Raw genomic sequence first — 16,006 nt, forward strand, 5'->3', positions numbered from 1 at the left:
ATGGCAAAACGGGTCTATCTCTTCAGCGAGGGCAACAGGGACGAACGCGAACTGCTCGGTGGCAAGGGCGCCAACCTCTGCGAGATGACCGCGCTGGGCCTGCCCGTACCCTTCGGCTTCATCATCACCACCGACACCTGCCGCGAGTACTTCCAGGCCGGCAACAAGTTCCCGGGCCTGCTGGAGCAGGAGTACCGGGTGGCGCTGGACCTGGTGGAAAAGAAGATGGGCGCGCGCTTCGGCGACCCGGAAAACCCCCTGCTGTTCTCCGTGCGCTCCGGCGCCCCGGTGTCCATGCCGGGCATGATGGACACCATTCTCAACCTCGGCCTCAACGACGAGATCGCCGCAGGCCTCGCACAGAAGACCGACAACCCGCGTTTCGCCTACGACTCCTACCGGCGCTTCATCGCCATGTTCGCCGACGTGGTGCTGGGCATTCCCGGCGAAAAGTTCGAGCACGAAATCGAAAAGTACAAGGCCGCCCACGGCAAGACCCTGGACGTGGAGATGAGCGCCGAGGACTGGCAGGCGATCATCGAAATCTACAAGACCATCGCCAACTTCCCCGAAGATCCCTTCGTGCAGCTGAAGATGGCCGTGGAGGCGGTGTTCAAGTCCTGGCACACGCCGCGCGCGAACATCTACCGCGAGATGAACAACATTCCCGACAGCATGGGCACCGCGGTCTGCGTGCAGGCCATGGTGTTCGGCAACTTCGGCGACGACTCCGGCTCCGGCGTGGCCTTCACCCGCAACCCGTCCACCGGCGAACACGCGTTCTTCGGCGAGTTCCTGTTCAACGCCGCCGGCGAGGACGTGGTCGCCGGCATCCGCACGCCGCTGCCGGTGGCCGCGCTGGAAGAGCGCCAGCCGGAGGTGTACGCCGAGCTGTACAAGACCCAGGCGCTGCTGGAAAAACACTACCGCGACATGCAGGACCTGGAATTCACGGTACAGGAAGGGCGCTTCTACATGCTGCAGACACGCAGCGGCAAGCGCACCGGCCGCGCGGCGGTGAAGATCGCCGTGGACATGGTCGGCGAGGGGCTGATCAACGAGCGCGAGGCGCTGATGCGCGTCTCGCCGGAACACGTCGAGGCCTTCCTCCACCCCACCGTGGACCCCGAGGCCAAGACCGACATCATCGCCACCGGCCTGCCGGCAAGCCCCGGCGGCGCCACCGGTGAGGTGGTGTTCTCCGCGGATGAGGCGGAACAGGTCGCCTCCACCGGGCGCAGCGTCGTCCTCGTGCGCCGCGAGACCACCCCCGAGGACATCCACGGCATGAAGGTCGCTGCCGGCGTTCTCACCGAACTGGGCGGCATGACCTCCCACGCGGCGGTGGTGGCCCGCGGCATGGGCGTGTGCGCGATTACCGGCTGCGGCTCACTGCACGTGGACACCGCGGCGGGCGTCGCCAGCACCCACGACGGCGTGACCCTGAAACGCGGCGACGTGATCACCCTGGACGGCACCACCGGCGACGTCATGCTCGGCGATATCCCGAAGATCGCCGCCAGTTCCTCGGACGATTTCCAGACCCTGCTGTCCTGGGCCGACAAGCACCGCAAACTGAAGGTGCGCGCCAACGCCGAGACCCCCGAGGACGCCGCTCGCGCCCGCGAGCTGGGCGCCGAGGGCATCGGCCTGTGCCGCACCGAGCACATGTTCTTCGAGGCCGAGCGCATCGAGAAAATCCGCGGCATGATCCTCTCCGAGAGCAACGAGGAGCGCCAGCAATACCTCGACCAGCTGCTCGAATTCCAGCGCGCGGACATCCTCGAGCTGTTCAAGGTGATGGACGGCCTGCCGGTCACCATCCGCCTGCTCGACCCGCCGCTGCACGAATTCCTGCCCCACGGCGAGGAGGACATGCAGGAACTGGCGAAGGCCATCGGCAAACCGGTGGAGACCGTGCGCGAGATCACCGAGAACCTCTCCGAGGTAAACCCGATGCTCGGCTTCCGCGGCTGCCGCTTGTCGATCGTGCACCCGGAGATCACCGAGATGCAGGTCAAGGCGATCATGGGCGCCGCGGTGGAGGCGGTGAAGCAGGGCTTCAAGCCGAAGCCGGAGATCATGATCCCGCTGGTGATCAACGTGCGCGAGATCCGCATGATCACCGAGATCATCGACCGCGGCGTGCAGCAGGTGCTGCGCGAGGCCGGCGTGTCCGTGCCCTACCGCGTGGGCACCATGATGGAAACCCCGCGCGCCACCCTCGGCGCCGACCGCCTGGCCAAGGCGGTGGAATTCATGAGCTTCGGCACCAACGACCTGACGCAGATGACTTACGGCTTCTCCCGCGACGATGCCGGCAAGTTCATTCCCAGCTACCTCGACAAGAAACTGATCGACGTCGACCCCTTCGTCTCGCTGGACCAGCGCGCCGTGGGCCGGCTGATGGAAATCGCCGTCAACGAGAGCCGCGCGGCGAAAAAAGGCATCAAGTACGGCATCTGCGGCGAGCACGGTGGCGACCCGCGCTCCATCCGCTTCTGCCACAAGCTCGGCCTGGACTACGTCTCCTGTAGCCCGTTCCGCGTGCCCATCGCGCGCATCGCAGCGGCCCAGGCCCACGTGGAAGGTTCGCTGGACGACTGACGCGGCCTCGTGCGCCGGTCGCTCCCCGGCCGGCGCATTGCGGATTCCGGCACAGCGCGCTTAAGCCGCGGCGCAAAATTTGCTAACGTTGCGCCCCGTCGCCCACCCCGGCAAAAGGAGTCCCGCATGGCCACCAGTTTCTACCCCCCGCAGCGCATCCTGATGGGACCCGGTCCCTCGGACATTTCCCCGCGCGTGCTCGCCGCCCTGGCGCGGCCCACCATCGGCCACCTCGACCCGCTGTTCATCCAGCTGATGGACGAGATCAAGGCCCTGCTGCAATACGCCTTCCAGACCAGCAACGAGCTCACCCTGCCGGTCTCCGCCCCCGGCTCGGCCGGCATGGAGGCCTGCTTCGTCAACCTGGTGTCGCCGGGCGATACCGTGGTGGTGTGCAGCAACGGCGTGTTCGGCGGGCGTATGAAGGAAAACGTGGAGCGCTGCGGCGCCACCGCGGTGATGGTCGAGGACGCCTGGGGCGAACCGGTCAGCGTGGACAAGGCGGCCGCCGCCCTCGCCGCGCACCCGGAGGCCTCGGTGCTGGCTTTCGTCCACGCCGAGACCTCCACCGGCGTGGCCTCGGATGCCGCCGCCCTGTGCGCGCTGGCCCGCGAGCACGGTGCGCTGTCCATCGTCGACACGGTGACCTCGCTGGGCGGCATCGAGGTTAAGGTCGATGACTGGGGCGCCGATGCCGTCTACTCCGGCAGCCAGAAATGCCTGTCCTGCGTGCCCGGCATCTCCCCGGTTACCTTCAGCCCGCGCGCCGTGGACCATATCCAGCAGCGCAAGCACAAGGTGCAGAGCTGGTTCCTCGACATGCAACTGGTGATGGGTTACTGGGGCGGCGCCGCCAAGCGCGCCTACCACCACACGGCGCCGGTGAACAACCTGTACGCCCTGCACGAGTCGCTGGTGATGCTCGAGGAGGAAGGCCTGGAAAACGCCTTCGCCCGCCACCTGCGCAACCACCGCGCCCTGGTCGCCGGCCTCGAGGCGATGGGACTTTCCATGGCGGTGGAAGCGCCGCACCGTCTGCCGCAACTCAACGCGGTGACCATTCCCGAGGGCGTGGACGACGCCGCGGTGCGCAGTGCCCTGCTCGAGGAATTCAGCCTTGAAATCGGCGCCGGCCTCGGCGCCCTGGCGGGCAAGACCTGGCGCATCGGCCTGATGGGCTATGCCAGCAACGCGCGCAATGTGGGCACCTGCATCACGGCACTGGAGGCAGTCCTCGGCCGCCAGGGCGCGCCGATCAAGCTCGGTGCCGGGCTGCCCGCGGCGCGCGCCCTGCTCGCCGACTGAGCCCGCGCACCGCGCGTTTTACACAGATTTACAGAACATGGCCTGGCCGCCGCGGTCGAAGCGGCGGCCCCCAAAGGAGACACCTTATGCTCAAGCGCAGCCACACCTTTCTCGCCGTCGCGGTCAGCACCGTGACGCTGGCGGCCTGCACCACCAACCCCTACACCGGCGAACAGCAGGCCAGCAAGGCGGCCACTTACGGCCTGGGCGCGGCCGCCGTGTGCGGTCTGGTGGGCGCGATTGACTCGAAGAAACACGCGCGCAACGCAGCCCTGGGCTGCGGCATCGTCGGCGCCGGCGTCGGCGCCTACATGGATGCCCAGGAAGCCAAGCTGCGCACCCAGTTGGAGGGCACCGGTGTGCGCGTGGTGCGCGAGGGCGACAACATCCGCCTGGTCATGCCGGGCAATATCACCTTCGAGACCGACTCCTACAACCTGCGCGGCAGCTTCTACCCGGTGCTCAACTCGGTGGGCGAAGTGCTGGCCAAGTACGCCGATACCACCATGCGCGTCACCGGCCACACCGACAGCACCGGCAGCCGGCAGTACAACCAGACCCTGTCCGAGCGCCGCGCACAGAGCGTCGCCGACTACCTGGCCACCCGCCAGGTGAGCCGCAACCGCATGCTGGTGCAGGGTGTCGGCTTCGACCAGCCCATCGCCGACAACGGCAGCGCCGAGGGCCGCGCTGCCAACCGCCGCGTCGAGCTGTATATCCTGCCCAATTCCCTGTGATCCTCCCGCGGCCGGCCTCACGGGCGGCCGCGTTCAATCGATCTCGAACGAGTAATACAGGTCCACCGAGTTCTCCAGGCGGCTGACCACCTCCAGCCACAGGCGGCTTTGCAGGTACAGGCGCGCGGTGAATTCGTTGATCGGCTCGTACAGGCCGATACCGTAGGACAGGTAGATGCGATCGCCAATGTAGCCACTGAGCGTGGCCGCGGTGTCGTCCTCCTCGCCGCTGGAGCCGAAAGCCACGTTGTTGAGTAGCGGCAGCCGGTTCAGCTCCCGCACCACCCCGCTCTGGTTGACCACATCCGCGCCCACCGCCAGGGCCAGCGCGGCGCCATCGGCACCGGCCCCGGTATCCAGGCCACGCCCGCGCACCAGGTAGGACATCGCCTCGCCCTGGGACATGGGCGGGTCCGAGTAGATTTCCAGTTCCGGCTCGTCCAGCGTGCCGTACAGGTGCGCGCCGACGGTAACGTTGTCGCTGCGCACGTGGCGCTCGGCGGACACGTCCAGCTGTGGGTTCTGCGGCGGACCGGAAAAATCCACGGTGCCGCGCTTGATCTCCAGCTGCTGGCGGTAGGCGCGCAGCTCGCCGCCGAGCAGGCTCAGGCCGCCGAACACCTGCAGCGGTGCATCGTCCGCCTGCACCAGGTGCAGGTCGCCGCCGAGCGTGGCGAGCAGGTTGCTGCCGCGCACCTCGAAGCGGTTGTCGATATGAATCCACAGGTCGGCGCGGATATCGAAGGGCCGCTCCTCGCGAATCGGGTTGCCGGCGGGGTCCACCTGCACCACGTCCCGCGACAGGGCCACGCTGCCCTCGGGCAGTTCCTCGTGGCGCAGGATGCCGTCGAGCACGGTGACCTCGCCGCGCACGTCGAGCAGGTCGCGGGTCAGCGACAGCTGCAGTTTCTCCGACACCCGCAGTTCCGAGGACGGCGGCACCAGCAACTGCTGTTTCTCCCCGGCCAGCGTCATGTCGAGCCGGTAGTCCGGCTGACGGGTGATACGCCCGTCGATACGCAGTTCACCGCCGCCGAGCAGGCCGCGACCGTGCAGGGTACCGCCGTCCGCCTGCAGCGCGAGCTCGAGGTCGAGGTCGGTGAGTGCCGTGGGATTACCCTCGATCAGGGCGTGGCCGCGGGCCAGCTGCGCGCGCCCGGTGAGCACCGGTGCGCGCACCGCACCGGATACCTCCAGCGTCCCGGACAGCTCGCCGCCGAGTTCGGAGAACAGGGTGGCCCAGGGGGAGAAGGTCGCCAGCTGCAGCCGGTCCAGGCGCAGGTCCGCGTCGATATCGCCATCAGCGCCGGCAGGCAGGGTCGCGCGCAGGGTGAGCACGTCGCGGCCGTCGCGCTCGATGGCGCCGCGCAGGTCCAGCGGGCCGCTCTCGCGCACGGCGCTCAGGCGCGCCGCGTCCCAGTGCACGGTGACACTCTCGCCCATGCCGTAGAGCCGGGTGATGTCGGTCTGCTGCGCGCCGAGTTCCGCATTCAGGCGCAGCGGACTGTCGGCGCTCCAACTGGCCTGCAACTGTGCACCCAGTTCACCGGCCACGCGCATGTCCGGCGGCAACAGGCCGTTGAACGCAGCCACCTGGCCCGACAGCTGCAGCTGCACATCGCCCGCCACACCCGCCTGGATACGCCGCGCACACAGTTCGAAATCCGGGTGCTGCCAGCAGTGCGGCGCGACCTCCAGTTGTTCGTCGCGCCAGGCGATCGCCACCGGCTCCGGCAGGGACCAGGCGCCCGAGTTGGTGGACAGTTGGGTGGGTGCGAGGGTCGCGTCCCAGCCGCCCTCGCGCGCCGCGCCGCGGACTTCCAGCGCGCCGCTCACGGCGCCCGTGCTGGCCAGGCGCAACGTGTGATCAGCGGTGCTGCCGTCCAGGGCGAGTGAAACTTCCTGCAGGCGGCGCCCGGCGTAGACCAGCTCCGGCACCTGGAAGTCGAGTTGCAGGCGGCCGTCGGCGGCGCCGAGGTCGCCGTCGAGGCTGGCGGCGGGCAGGCGCAGCTCGCCGAGGTGAATCTCGCTGGCGGTACCGGCAAGTTTGGCCCGTCCCCGCATGAAGTCGCCGCGCGCCTGTACCTCGAGGTGGCCGCGGCCGCCACTGACCCAGCGACCGAAGTCATCGACTACCAGGTCCAGCGCGTCGGGCGCGCCGTCCGGATCGCCGGCCACCAGGCGCAACTGCGCGCCGTTGAGCTCGCCGCGCAGGTCGGCGGGCAGCAGTTGCAGGCCGGAGGCCAGCCCCGCCTCGCCGCGCAGCACCGCGGGCATACCATTGATCTCGCCGTGCAGGTCGACCGCCGTCAGCCGGCCCTGCCAGCCCGCCTCCCCGGTGCTCAGGTCCAGCCTCGCCTGCCCCGCCACCTGTCCCGTACCCAGTGCAGCCAGTTCCGGCAGGGTCAGGGACGGTACCGAGAGCGTGCCGGTCAGGGTGAAGGGAGTCTCGATGCGGGCACCCCCGGCGAAGCTGACGGTGCTGTCGCCGGCGGCATCGCGCAGGCTCAACTCGCGAATTTCCAGCACCGGGGCGCGCAGGGTCGCGTCCGCGAGCAGGCGCAGGTCGGGATAGGCCGGCAACTGGCCGCGGGCCTCCATGCTCAAGGTCTGCGCATCGAGATCGCCGGTGACAGTGACGGCGAGCGGCGCGGTCAGTTGCATCTGCGCCAGGCGCTCGGGCAGGCCGTCTACCACTGCGCCGAGCGCGGTGCTCTCGGGCCAGCGGGCGCTGCCGCTGGCGCTGAACGGCAGGCCGGCCGAAAGGATGCTGACTTGCGCGTCCACCGCCAGCCCGGGTTCACCTGCGGTGCTGCGCAGCTCGCCGCGCAGGTCCTGGAAGTCGCCCGTCACGGCCAGTCGCAGGGGACGCTCCGCCAGCATCGGCGGCAATCCCTGCACGGCGAGCGCCGCGTCGATGGTCATCGCCAGTGGCCACTGCTGGTCGAAATCCAGCGAGCCATCGATGTACAGGTCGCGCAGCAGCGGAGCGTTGTCCGCGCCGAACTGGCCGGTGAGTTCCGCCACCGTGAGTTTGGTGCCGCGCCAGCGCGCGGCGCCGGCGATACCGGTTACCTGTTCCCGCCAGCCCGCGAGATCGAGTTCGAGGCGGGCCAGTGCCACCTCGTCGACATCCAGTTTGAGCGGCAGGAACACGCGCGGCGGATCGAAGCCCTCATAGCCGGCCTGTGCAGCTACGCCGGACTGCGATTCCTCGCCGGCCTCGACCCACAGGCGCGCGCTTTCCAGGCTGGCGCCCGGCACCTGCAACAGCGCCCCGCGCCAGGTGGCGGAGCCGCGCAGTGCGCCCTGCTCCCAGCTGCCGCCGGGCCAGGTGACACGCAGACTGCCCACGGCGACGTCCCGGCCGACCAGGGCGTAGGGCATTTCGATGTAGCTGTCAGCCCCGGGTTCGTCGACTTCGGCCGCGTCCTCGCCCTCGGCGACATCGACGCTCAGGCTGGCCACGCGCAGGTAGCGAAAGCAGAACTCGCTGCGCCACAGGCAGCTGCGGTCCAGCGAAAATTCGATGTTCTCGAGCCGGACCTGCACGTCGCCGACATCCACCGCCAACTCGTCCAGTTGTAACTCGCCGAGCAGGCTGCCACTGGCATAGCTCACGCGCAGGGGGCCGAGGCCGTCGAGATAGCCGATCAGCCAGCGGCTGCCGGCGGCGGTAAACGGCAGCGCGACCAGTGCGCACAGCACCAGCACGATCAGGCCCAGGACCAGTAGCGAGCGCTTCAAAACTCGGCACCGATGGCGAGGTGGATACGCCAGGACGGGTCGTCCTCGCTGAAGGGGTTGGCCAGTTCCAGGCGGATGGCGCCGACCTGGGTCACGTAGTGCACGCCGACGCCGGCCCCGTAGTGCATGTCGAAGTCGTCCTTGTCGAAGGCGTCACCGCCGTCCAGGAACAGGGCGCCGCGCCACTGCGGGGTAAAGCTGTACTGGTACTCGGCGCTGCCGGTGACCAGGCGTTCACCGCCGACCACCAGTTTCACCTCCTCGCCCTGGTCGTTGGTGGTGACGATCTCGCGACCGATCGACTGGTAGCCGTAGCCGCGAATGCTCTGCGCGCCGCCGGCAAAGAAATTCAGCGACGGGGCGAGGCTGTCGCGCTGGCCGTCCGGCACCAGCACCGTACCCAGGTCGGAGCGCAGCACCACCCGGTGGCGCTCGCCAAAACTGTGGATGTAGCCGTAGTTGGCGGACAGGCGCAGCAGGTCGATGTGCGAACCGGCGCTCTCGCTGCCGCCCTCGATGCGATACCACTGGCTGAAACCGGAAGACGGGTTGACCAGGCTGCCGCCGCGCTTGCGCTGCGACAAAGAGAAGCCGGGCAGCAGATACTCGGCCTCGAAACTGTTGCCGGCGGCGTTCCAGCTCTCGCGCAGGCCGCGCAGGGAGAAGCTGTAGATCCAGCTGTTGCGCCGGAACTCGCGGCGCACGCGCAGTTCCTGCTGGCGGCTGTCGAGGTCGCCGAATTCGTTGTCCTCCACCAACGCCGAGAACTGCAGCACGTCGTTGAGCGGGTGCGACATGGGAATGCTGTAGGTGAAGCGGCCGCTGGGGTTGACGCTGGAATACTGCAGGCGGGTTTCCTGGCTGTGGCCGTAGCGGTTCAGGCGCGGCGTGCGCCAGGTCAGGGTGACGCGCTCCTCGGTGTCGGTGCTGTAGCCCACGCCCACGTCGAAGCTGTGGCGGGTGGCCGGGAACAGTTCCAGGTCCAGCGGCACTACCGCGTCGCCGCGGTCGTCCAGGTCCGGGCGCAGGATGACGGTGGAAAAATAACCGGTGCGCTGCAACTGGATCTGGCTCTCGCGCAGTTTCGCCTGGTCGTAGGGTTCGCCCTCGCGCGCGGTGAGCAGCGGGCGCACCAGGCTGCCGTCGATGGTTTCGCGATCCCACTGCAGCGGCCCGAAGCGATAGCGCGGGCCGCTGTTGTAGTGCAGGTGCACGTCAGCGGTGCCGCCGATCGGCTCCACTTCGACCCGCGCCTGGCTGAAGCGGCCGTCGAAGTAGCCGCGCTGCAGTGCGAGGGATTGCAGCTTGCGGCGGAAGTCCTCATAGGTCCCGTGGTTGAGCACGTCGTCGCGCTTGAGGCCGCTGTCGGCCAGCAAGTCGGAGAAGGCGGGGTCGTTCTTCGCCTCGCCATCCAGGCCGATGTTGACGTGGCGCAGGCGCACCGGCTCGCCGGGATCGACGTGAATCGAGAGCACCCAGGGCTCGCCGCGCTCCAGTTGCAGGTCGACCTCGGCGCGGTAGTAACCAAGGGCCTGCAGGCTGCTGACCACGCGCTCACGCGCGCCGTGCAGGTAGTTGGAGCGGGACTGCGGGGTGGTGGGTGCATCGCCGAGCCAGGCGCGGGCGTTTTTTTCCAGTTCGCCGTCCAGCCCTTCGAGGCGCACTTCGAGCACTTGCGCGAACGCGGTCAGGGGCAGCAATAGCAGGAACACGGCCAGGCCAAGGCACCGCAAATTGAGAAGGCTGCTATCCAAAACCGCGCGCTGACTCCCGGGGCCGAAGGTGCGAAACCGACAAAGGCCACGATTATAGTCCCTTGGTGGGGGCAAAAATACGTTAAAGTGTGGCAGTAAGACCCGCGGTACAGGCCGATGTTCGACCAGATCACCACACAGCCCAGCCTGGACAAGGACAGCTTCGAAGCGCGCGCCACCAAGTTGCGCCGCGAGTTGCTCGAGTGCCAGTTCGCCATGGTCGAGACCGGCTACCCGGTGCTCATCGTCGTCGCCGGTCTCGACGGCGCGGGCAAGGGTGTACTGGTGCATCGCCTCAACGAGTGGATGGACCCGCGCGGTATCGAGACCAACACCTTCTGGGACCCGTCCGACGAGGAAGAGGAACACCCCTTCTTCTGGCGCTTCTGGCGGCAGCTGCCGGACCGCGGGCGCATCGGTATTTTCCTCGGCTCCTGGTATCGCCGCCCTATCCAGTTGCGGGTGGACGAGGAGATCAACGAGAGTTCCTTCGAGACCGCCGCCGAGCGCATCCGCGTGTTCGAGCGGCAGCTGAGCGACGACGGCGCCGTGGTCATCAAGCTGTGGCTGCACGTGTCGGAGAAGACCCAGCGCCGGCAACTCGAGGAAAAGGCGCCGCGCGAGGAACAGAACCCGCGCATCTCCGATCGCCCCTACGAACTGCGCGGCAAGTACGAACCGACCCTGCGCGCCTCGGAAGAACTGGTGCGCCGCACCCAGACTTTGCAGTGCCCCTGGCACATCATCGACGGCGAGGAGCGCTACTCGCGGGAGATCGCCGCGGGCGAGATCATCCTCGCCGCCCTGCGCCAGCGCCTGCAGCAAAGCGCGCCGCCGACACCACCACCCGAACTGCCGCCGCCCAACGACCATCTCGCGGCGGTGCCGCTACACAAGTCGCTCAAGCGCGACGAGTACCGGGAAAAACTGGAGCACTACCAGGCGCGACTGCAGGACCTGGCCTGGCGCGCCTACCGCGAGAAGCGCTCGCTGGTGGCCCTGTTCGAGGGCTGGGACGCGGCGGGCAAGGGCTCCGCGATTCGCCGCGTCACCGGCGCCATCGACCCGCGCCTGTACAAGCTGGTGCAGATCGCCGCGCCCAGCGACGAGGAGAGTGCCCACCACTATCTCTGGCGCTTCTGGCGCCGCCTGCAGCGCGACGGCCGCGCCACCCTGTTCGACCGCTCCTGGTACGGGCGCGTGCTGGTTGAGCGGGTGGAAGGCTTCGCCAGTCCCGCCGAATGGCAGCGCGCCTACGCCGAGATCAACGAGATGGAGCGCGAGCTGTCCGACCACGGCGCCATCGTCGCCAAGTTCTGGCTGCACATCAGCCCGGAGGAGCAACTGGCCCGCTTCCGCGCACGCGAGCTGGAACCGCACAAGCAGTACAAGATCACCAGCGAGGACTGGCGCAACCGCGACAAGTGGCCGGCCTACGAGGCGGCGGTGAACCAGATGGTCAGCCTCACCGATATGCCCAACGCGCCCTGGTACCTGATTCCCGGCAACGACAAGCGCTATGCCAGGGTGCGCATTCTCAAGCTATTGTGCCGCCAGCTGGAGGAAGCGCTGGGCTGAACGCCGGGCGCTGAAATCAGGCGTCCTCGCCGGCGGGCACCTCGGGCAATTCGCGGGCGTGCAGGATGCCGAACAGGAAGACCTGGAACAGGTGCCAGGGCAGCGAGCCACCGGCGCGTTTACAGCGACCGAAAAACAGGAACATCTCCAGGCCGTGCGCCAGCACGGAGAGAACCAGGCCCCACTTGCCCACCTCCCGCCACGGATCGCCGGCGACAAGGAACAGCACGAGGAACACCAGCCACAGGGCCAGCACTGACAGTTTCTGGAATGACACGATTTACCCCCCGACTGGCGCCGTCGCCGGCGCGCTGTAGGCCTCCGGGTCCAGGCGGCGCATCTCCGCCTCGATCCAGTTGCCGATCTCTTCCATCAGTTCACCCTGCTCACGCCCGGCGGAGCTGATCGGCTCGCCGATGGAAACGTCGATGGTGCCGGGCACCAGGAAAAACGAACGCCGCGGCCAGCAGCGCCCGGAAGTGATCGCGATGGGAACGACATCAGCATCGGTGGCGATGGCCAGGCGCGAGCCGCCGGTCTTGTACTCGCCGGGCTTGCCGCGCTCGGTGCGCGTGCCCTCGGGAAAGATCACGATCCAGCGCCCGCGGTCCATCAGCTTCTTGCCCTGCTCGGCCACCTTGGTCCAGGCTTTTTTGCGCTGGCTGCGGTCGATATGCACCATGTTCAGGCGGCCCAGCGCCCAGCCGAACACCGGGATACGCAGCAGTTCCTGCTTGAACACGTAGGAGCACGGGTGCGGGGTCATGCCCGGCAGGAACAGCGTTTCCCAGGCCGACTGGTGTTTCGCGCACAGCACCAGGCGGCGCATGTCCGCACTCGGCGGCAGGTTCTCGAAACCCTGTACACGGTACTTCACGCCACCGACGATACGCGCCGCGCCGATCACGCCGCGCACCCAGGGCACCGCAAACCACCACCACAGTTTTTCGTCGTCGACGAACAGCGAGGCGATCACCAGTCCCAGCCCGAGGGGAATCAGGGTCAACACGAGCCAGATAAAGACCAGAACCGAACGGATAATGCGCATGCAATGCCCCGAAGTTGCACAAGCTGGCCATTAAACCAGAGCGCAGGGTAAGAGAAAACCGGCTTTCCAAAAGCCTGCGATACGGCCTGTATCAATCAGCGGGGCCGCGGGTATACTAAAGGTTTTGACTCGCCGGGTGCAGGGCACCCACTGGCCGGGACCGCGTGAAAAAGATCGCCACCAAAGCCGAACTTCGCGCCGCACTGGAGCGCGAAACCGAGCAGTTCCTCGAAGAGGGGGGCGCGGTACAGAACATTCCCAACGGGGTCAGCGGCAAGGATCCCGCGGACACGCCGGTCTATCTCAACCGCCGTTTGTTTACCGAGCCGCCCAGCGAGCGCACCCCCATCCCCGAAGTGATCGCCGCCCTGGAAGCGCGCCGCCGCGAAAAATACCAGCGCAAACCCAAGCGCAACCGCGCGCGACTGCAGCAGCCGCGGCGCAAGGTGATCTACGATGATTTCGGCGAACCGCTGCGCAAGGTGTGGGTGGACGATTGAGGTGCTGCGCCGCCCGCGGCGCCGCAGACACGCCCCCGCGTCAGCCGCCGGAATCGCTGGCTGCCTGGGAGCCTTCCCCGCCACTGGCGGCCGGCGCCGCCTGCACTGGCAGAGCCGCAGCCGGATCGGTGTGCAACTGACCGGACTCCAGCACGAAGCGATCCTCCGGCAGGTACACGGTCAAGCGCTGGCCGCGCTGCAGTTGTGACGCGGAATAGGCCTGCCCCTCGATAGTCACCCGGAAGCCGCGCGCCGCATCGACGCCGCGCGGCGCGCCGAAGCTACCATCGGTGTAGCGCGGTTTGTAGACGATGCGATTGCCCTGCACCTTCACCACTTCCACCTCGACCCGCGCGTAGAGCCTGCCCTCGCGCTGGTAGACACCGCGACAGGCACGGGTGATATCCGGGTTGGCTTCCAGGGTCGCGGGGTTCCAGTCGAGGTCGGCACAACCGGGTGCGGGTTGCAGGGAGGCCTGTGCCAGCAGTGGCATTGCCGCGGGGCCGCACAGCCCCACGCCCAACACCAGGGCCAGGACCCGCAGCCTGCGTTCAGTCACGCGCCGGGTCGGGGTGATCGCCGGTATCTGAGCCGGGGCCGGTGACCAGCCCGCTGCCGAACAGGCGGCCGATGCCGTTGCGCAGCGCACGGGCGCGGGAGATTTCCTGTACCTCGACGGCGACCTGCGCTTCCTCGTCGACGTTCACCACCGGGGTGCGGCAGTCCTCAGGAAGCTGGTAGTCGGAATCGTCGATACAGTCGACTTCGAATTCGCCGCTGTCAGTGCGCAATTGCACGCCGGGCGAATCATCGGCCGAATAGTCGGACCATTCGGCCTCGGGTTGCTCGTCCGGGAGATCCTCCGACTCGAGTTCCCGACTGTCCAGCGGGTGCGGGCGGCGCGGCGCGGCTGGAACAGCGAGTTCCGGGGCCGGGCACGGTGCGTCGTCTATCCCGCCGTCATCGACCTCGGCGTCGACATCGGCCACACGGCCTTCCAGGTGCGCCACTTCATCGGCGGCGAAAGCGGAGGGTACGCGGGTCGCGGCCGCCGAAATGGCGTCGTCGGCGGGCGCGAAGCCATTGAGGGAGGGCAGCGGCGCCGTCCAGGCGCCGCTCGGACTCCCCTGCACAAAAGGGTCGTGCGCAGGTGTTTCGGTCCCGGGGGACTCGACGGGGTCCGGCGCCTCGAATACGGCGTCGGCCTCGGCATCGACCTGTACGTGCGGGTCGCTGTCGTGGGTCTGGGTGATGGTCTCGGTGATGGTCTCGGACAGAGGCGCGGCGAAGGCGCGTCCGTCCAACGGCGAGATGCCCTCCTCCTCGATGTCGGTATCACTGGCCAGGGCGTCGTCGATGTCGAAGCCGGGCAGGTCCATGCCAGCACCGATGAAATCCAGCCGCTCCAGGTGCAGTTCTTCGCTCTCGGTTTCCGTCTCGTAGACATCGTCCGGCGCGGCCGCAACGCCGGGTTCGAGGCGCAGGGCCTGGGCCGCGAGGGTATCGCTCACCTGGATACCGCGGGAGCCGATGCGCGGGTCGCTGGCGAACACCCGTGCGCTGTGGCGCGGCGCGGCCATTGCCTGCAGTGCATCCAGTTCGCGGTCCGCCTCGGCGAACACGGCCTCGTCGGACAACTGTTCCAGCGGCAGGGTCTCCTCGACCTCCTCGCCAGCGGCGCGCAGGGCACGCTGGCGCAGCACCTCGTTGGCACAGTCCGCCCAGCGGCCGAAGTGCGCGGACTCTGCCGGGTCCGGCATGCGGTGCTTGCGAAACTCGCGCATGGCCAGCATGAAGCGCTGCTTGACCGCGCGGTAGTGATAGATGTGGTCCTCGGTGCGCAGCGGCAGGATGTCCGAGCCGCCGCGGATCAGCAGCATGTGCGGCGGCAGCTGCCCCTGGATGCTGTGCAGCAGGTCGGCGAGGAAGCACAGCCGGAACGCGGAGTTCAGGGTGGTCTTGGGCTGGGTATCGCAGGGCATATAAAGGTAGTTGCCCAACTCGGAGTAACCGCTGGTGCGCATCAGCAAATTGGCCGGCCCGGACAGCGGCCCGACGGCGAGGTGCCCGTTGACGATGAAATCCACGCCGCGGCGCATGGCGCCCAGGGTTGCGGTGCGGCGCTCCTGCTCGCTCGCCTCCCAGTCCACCAGTTCCACGTCCTTGTGCTCCACGCGCAGGATCTCCGCCAGTTCGTCCTGGCGCTGGATGGCGTCTGCGGGTGGCGGGCTGGAAGTGTCCGGCGGAATACCGTGATCGGGGTTTTCCAGTGTCAGCCGTTCCATCCAGCTGGCAAAGGGTGACTCGCGAAACAGGACGATATCTTCGGAGGCGTAAACAATGGAGTTGTCGGCAAGATAGCGGTACATGGGCGCTGTTTGTGATCCCCCCAGATCAGATGCAAACAGCGCGGGTCGTCAGATTTACCCAAGCCGTTTTCATAGTTATATCGAAATGCTATTGCAGAGGCAATGACCCGGTTGAGAAAGTAGCAAGGGGATCAGTAGTGCGGCGGGCGCTCGTCCTCCAGGGTGGGAGGGGGGGTGTCCTGGCGCTGCTGCAGGTCGTCCTGGCGCCGCTTGAGCAGCGCGAGTTGCTCGCGCAGGGTGAGGATTTCGCGCTGCTGGGCCGCCAGCGCCTCGTTGAGACTGGCTACTGTGTCCTCGAGAAAGGCCAGTTGCGTCTGCACGTCCTCCATCTGCTCCGACCCGGACATCGCCTACCTCCCTT

12 protein-coding genes are annotated in these 16,006 nt (G+C 67.7%); 5 read left to right on the top strand and 7 right to left on the bottom strand.

Features of this window, described 5'->3' with window-relative positions; genetic code table 11:
• From ppdK to E4634_RS19285, 3 genes are all read left to right on the top strand, one after another.
• On the top strand, positions 1-2,607 hold the full coding sequence (gene ppdK, locus E4634_RS19275; protein ID WP_135446305.1) for a pyruvate, phosphate dikinase: 2,607 nt from the start codon (positions 1-3) through the stop codon (positions 2,605-2,607).
• Positions 2,608-2,733: 126 nt separating this feature from the next.
• Entirely contained in the window at positions 2,734-3,912 is a 1,179-nt protein-coding gene (locus E4634_RS19280; protein WP_135446306.1) for a pyridoxal-phosphate-dependent aminotransferase family protein, read from the top strand.
• Between the two features lie 86 nt (positions 3,913-3,998).
• The gene (locus tag E4634_RS19285) at positions 3,999-4,649 is read left to right on the top strand and encodes a YiaD family glycine zipper/OmpA-like lipoprotein (protein WP_135446307.1); all 651 of its coding nucleotides are present in this window, start codon (positions 3,999-4,001) and stop codon (positions 4,647-4,649) included.
• 33 nt (positions 4,650-4,682) lie between these two features.
• Here the strand turns inward: E4634_RS19285 and E4634_RS19290 are convergent, their stop codons facing one another.
• Complete coding sequence (locus tag E4634_RS19290; RefSeq protein WP_135446308.1) at positions 4,683-8,396, bottom strand: translocation/assembly module TamB domain-containing protein; 3,714 nt, start codon at positions 8,394-8,396, stop codon at positions 4,683-4,685.
• Positions 8,393-10,108 (bottom strand): autotransporter assembly complex protein TamA, encoded by a 1,716-nt coding sequence (locus E4634_RS19295; RefSeq protein ID WP_167854992.1) that lies wholly within the window; start codon positions 10,106-10,108, stop codon positions 8,393-8,395. Before E4634_RS19295 ends, E4634_RS19290 begins: the two co-directional genes overlap by 4 nt.
• Positions 10,109-10,267: 159 nt before the next feature.
• Here E4634_RS19295 and pap point away from each other — a divergent pair, with 159 nt between their 5' ends.
• Positions 10,268-11,728 carry a polyphosphate:AMP phosphotransferase gene (gene pap / locus E4634_RS19300; RefSeq protein WP_135446310.1) on the top strand — a complete coding sequence of 487 codons (1,461 nt, stop codon included), beginning with the start codon at positions 10,268-10,270 and terminating at the stop codon, positions 11,726-11,728.
• Positions 11,729-11,744: 16 nt separating this feature from the next.
• Here the strand turns inward: pap and E4634_RS19305 are convergent, their stop codons facing one another.
• Together E4634_RS19305 and E4634_RS19310 are read right to left on the bottom strand one after the other, a co-directional pair.
• Positions 11,745-12,005 (bottom strand): hypothetical protein, encoded by a 261-nt coding sequence (locus tag E4634_RS19305; RefSeq protein WP_135446311.1) that lies wholly within the window; start codon positions 12,003-12,005, stop codon positions 11,745-11,747.
• A gap of 3 nt (positions 12,006-12,008) precedes the next feature.
• Entirely contained in the window at positions 12,009-12,776 is a 768-nt protein-coding gene (locus E4634_RS19310) for a lysophospholipid acyltransferase family protein (RefSeq protein ID WP_135446312.1), read from the bottom strand.
• 164 nt (positions 12,777-12,940) lie between these two features.
• On the opposite strand from E4634_RS19310, the gene E4634_RS19315 reads away from it, so the two are divergent.
• Complete coding sequence (locus tag E4634_RS19315) at positions 12,941-13,276, top strand: hypothetical protein (protein ID WP_135446313.1); 336 nt, start codon at positions 12,941-12,943, stop codon at positions 13,274-13,276.
• Between the two features lie 40 nt (positions 13,277-13,316).
• Here E4634_RS19315 and E4634_RS19320 read toward each other — a convergent pair whose 3' ends face one another.
• The 3 genes from E4634_RS19320 to E4634_RS19330 form a co-directional block, all read right to left on the bottom strand.
• Positions 13,317-13,835: a hypothetical protein gene (locus E4634_RS19320; RefSeq protein ID WP_135446314.1), complete on the bottom strand. Its 519-nt coding sequence runs from the start codon at positions 13,833-13,835 to the stop codon at positions 13,317-13,319.
• Positions 13,828-15,645 (bottom strand): hypothetical protein, encoded by a 1,818-nt coding sequence (locus E4634_RS19325; RefSeq protein ID WP_135446315.1) that lies wholly within the window; start codon positions 15,643-15,645, stop codon positions 13,828-13,830. Before E4634_RS19325 ends, E4634_RS19320 begins: the two co-directional genes overlap by 8 nt.
• Positions 15,646-15,776: 131 nt before the next feature.
• The gene (locus E4634_RS19330; protein ID WP_135442103.1) at positions 15,777-15,992 is read right to left on the bottom strand and encodes a SlyX family protein; all 216 of its coding nucleotides are present in this window, start codon (positions 15,990-15,992) and stop codon (positions 15,777-15,779) included.
• Positions 15,993-16,006: the final 14 nt, after the last annotated feature.

This window comes from Mangrovimicrobium sediminis (genome assembly GCF_004745945.1).
GTDB classification, from domain to species: Bacteria; Pseudomonadota; Gammaproteobacteria; order Pseudomonadales; family Halieaceae; genus Mangrovimicrobium; species Mangrovimicrobium sediminis.

What these genes read in the sequence shown, in the direction of transcription:
- E4634_RS19325 (WP_135446315.1), bottom strand. Translation starts at nt 15,645, where the DNA reads ATGTACCGCTATCTTGCCGACAACTCCATTGTTTACGCCTCCGAAGAT.
- ppdK (WP_135446305.1), top strand. Translation starts at nt 1, where the DNA reads ATGGCAAAACGGGTCTATCTCTTCAGCGAGGGCAACAGGGACGAACGC.
- E4634_RS19330 (WP_135442103.1), bottom strand. Translation starts at nt 15,992, where the DNA reads ATGTCCGGGTCGGAGCAGATGGAGGACGTGCAGACGCAACTGGCCTTT.
- pap (WP_135446310.1), top strand. Translation starts at nt 10,268, where the DNA reads ATGTTCGACCAGATCACCACACAGCCCAGCCTGGACAAGGACAGCTTC.
- E4634_RS19310 (WP_135446312.1), bottom strand. Translation starts at nt 12,776, where the DNA reads ATGCGCATTATCCGTTCGGTTCTGGTCTTTATCTGGCTCGTGTTGACC.
- E4634_RS19280 (WP_135446306.1), top strand. Translation starts at nt 2,734, where the DNA reads ATGGCCACCAGTTTCTACCCCCCGCAGCGCATCCTGATGGGACCCGGT.
- E4634_RS19285 (WP_135446307.1), top strand. Translation starts at nt 3,999, where the DNA reads ATGCTCAAGCGCAGCCACACCTTTCTCGCCGTCGCGGTCAGCACCGTG.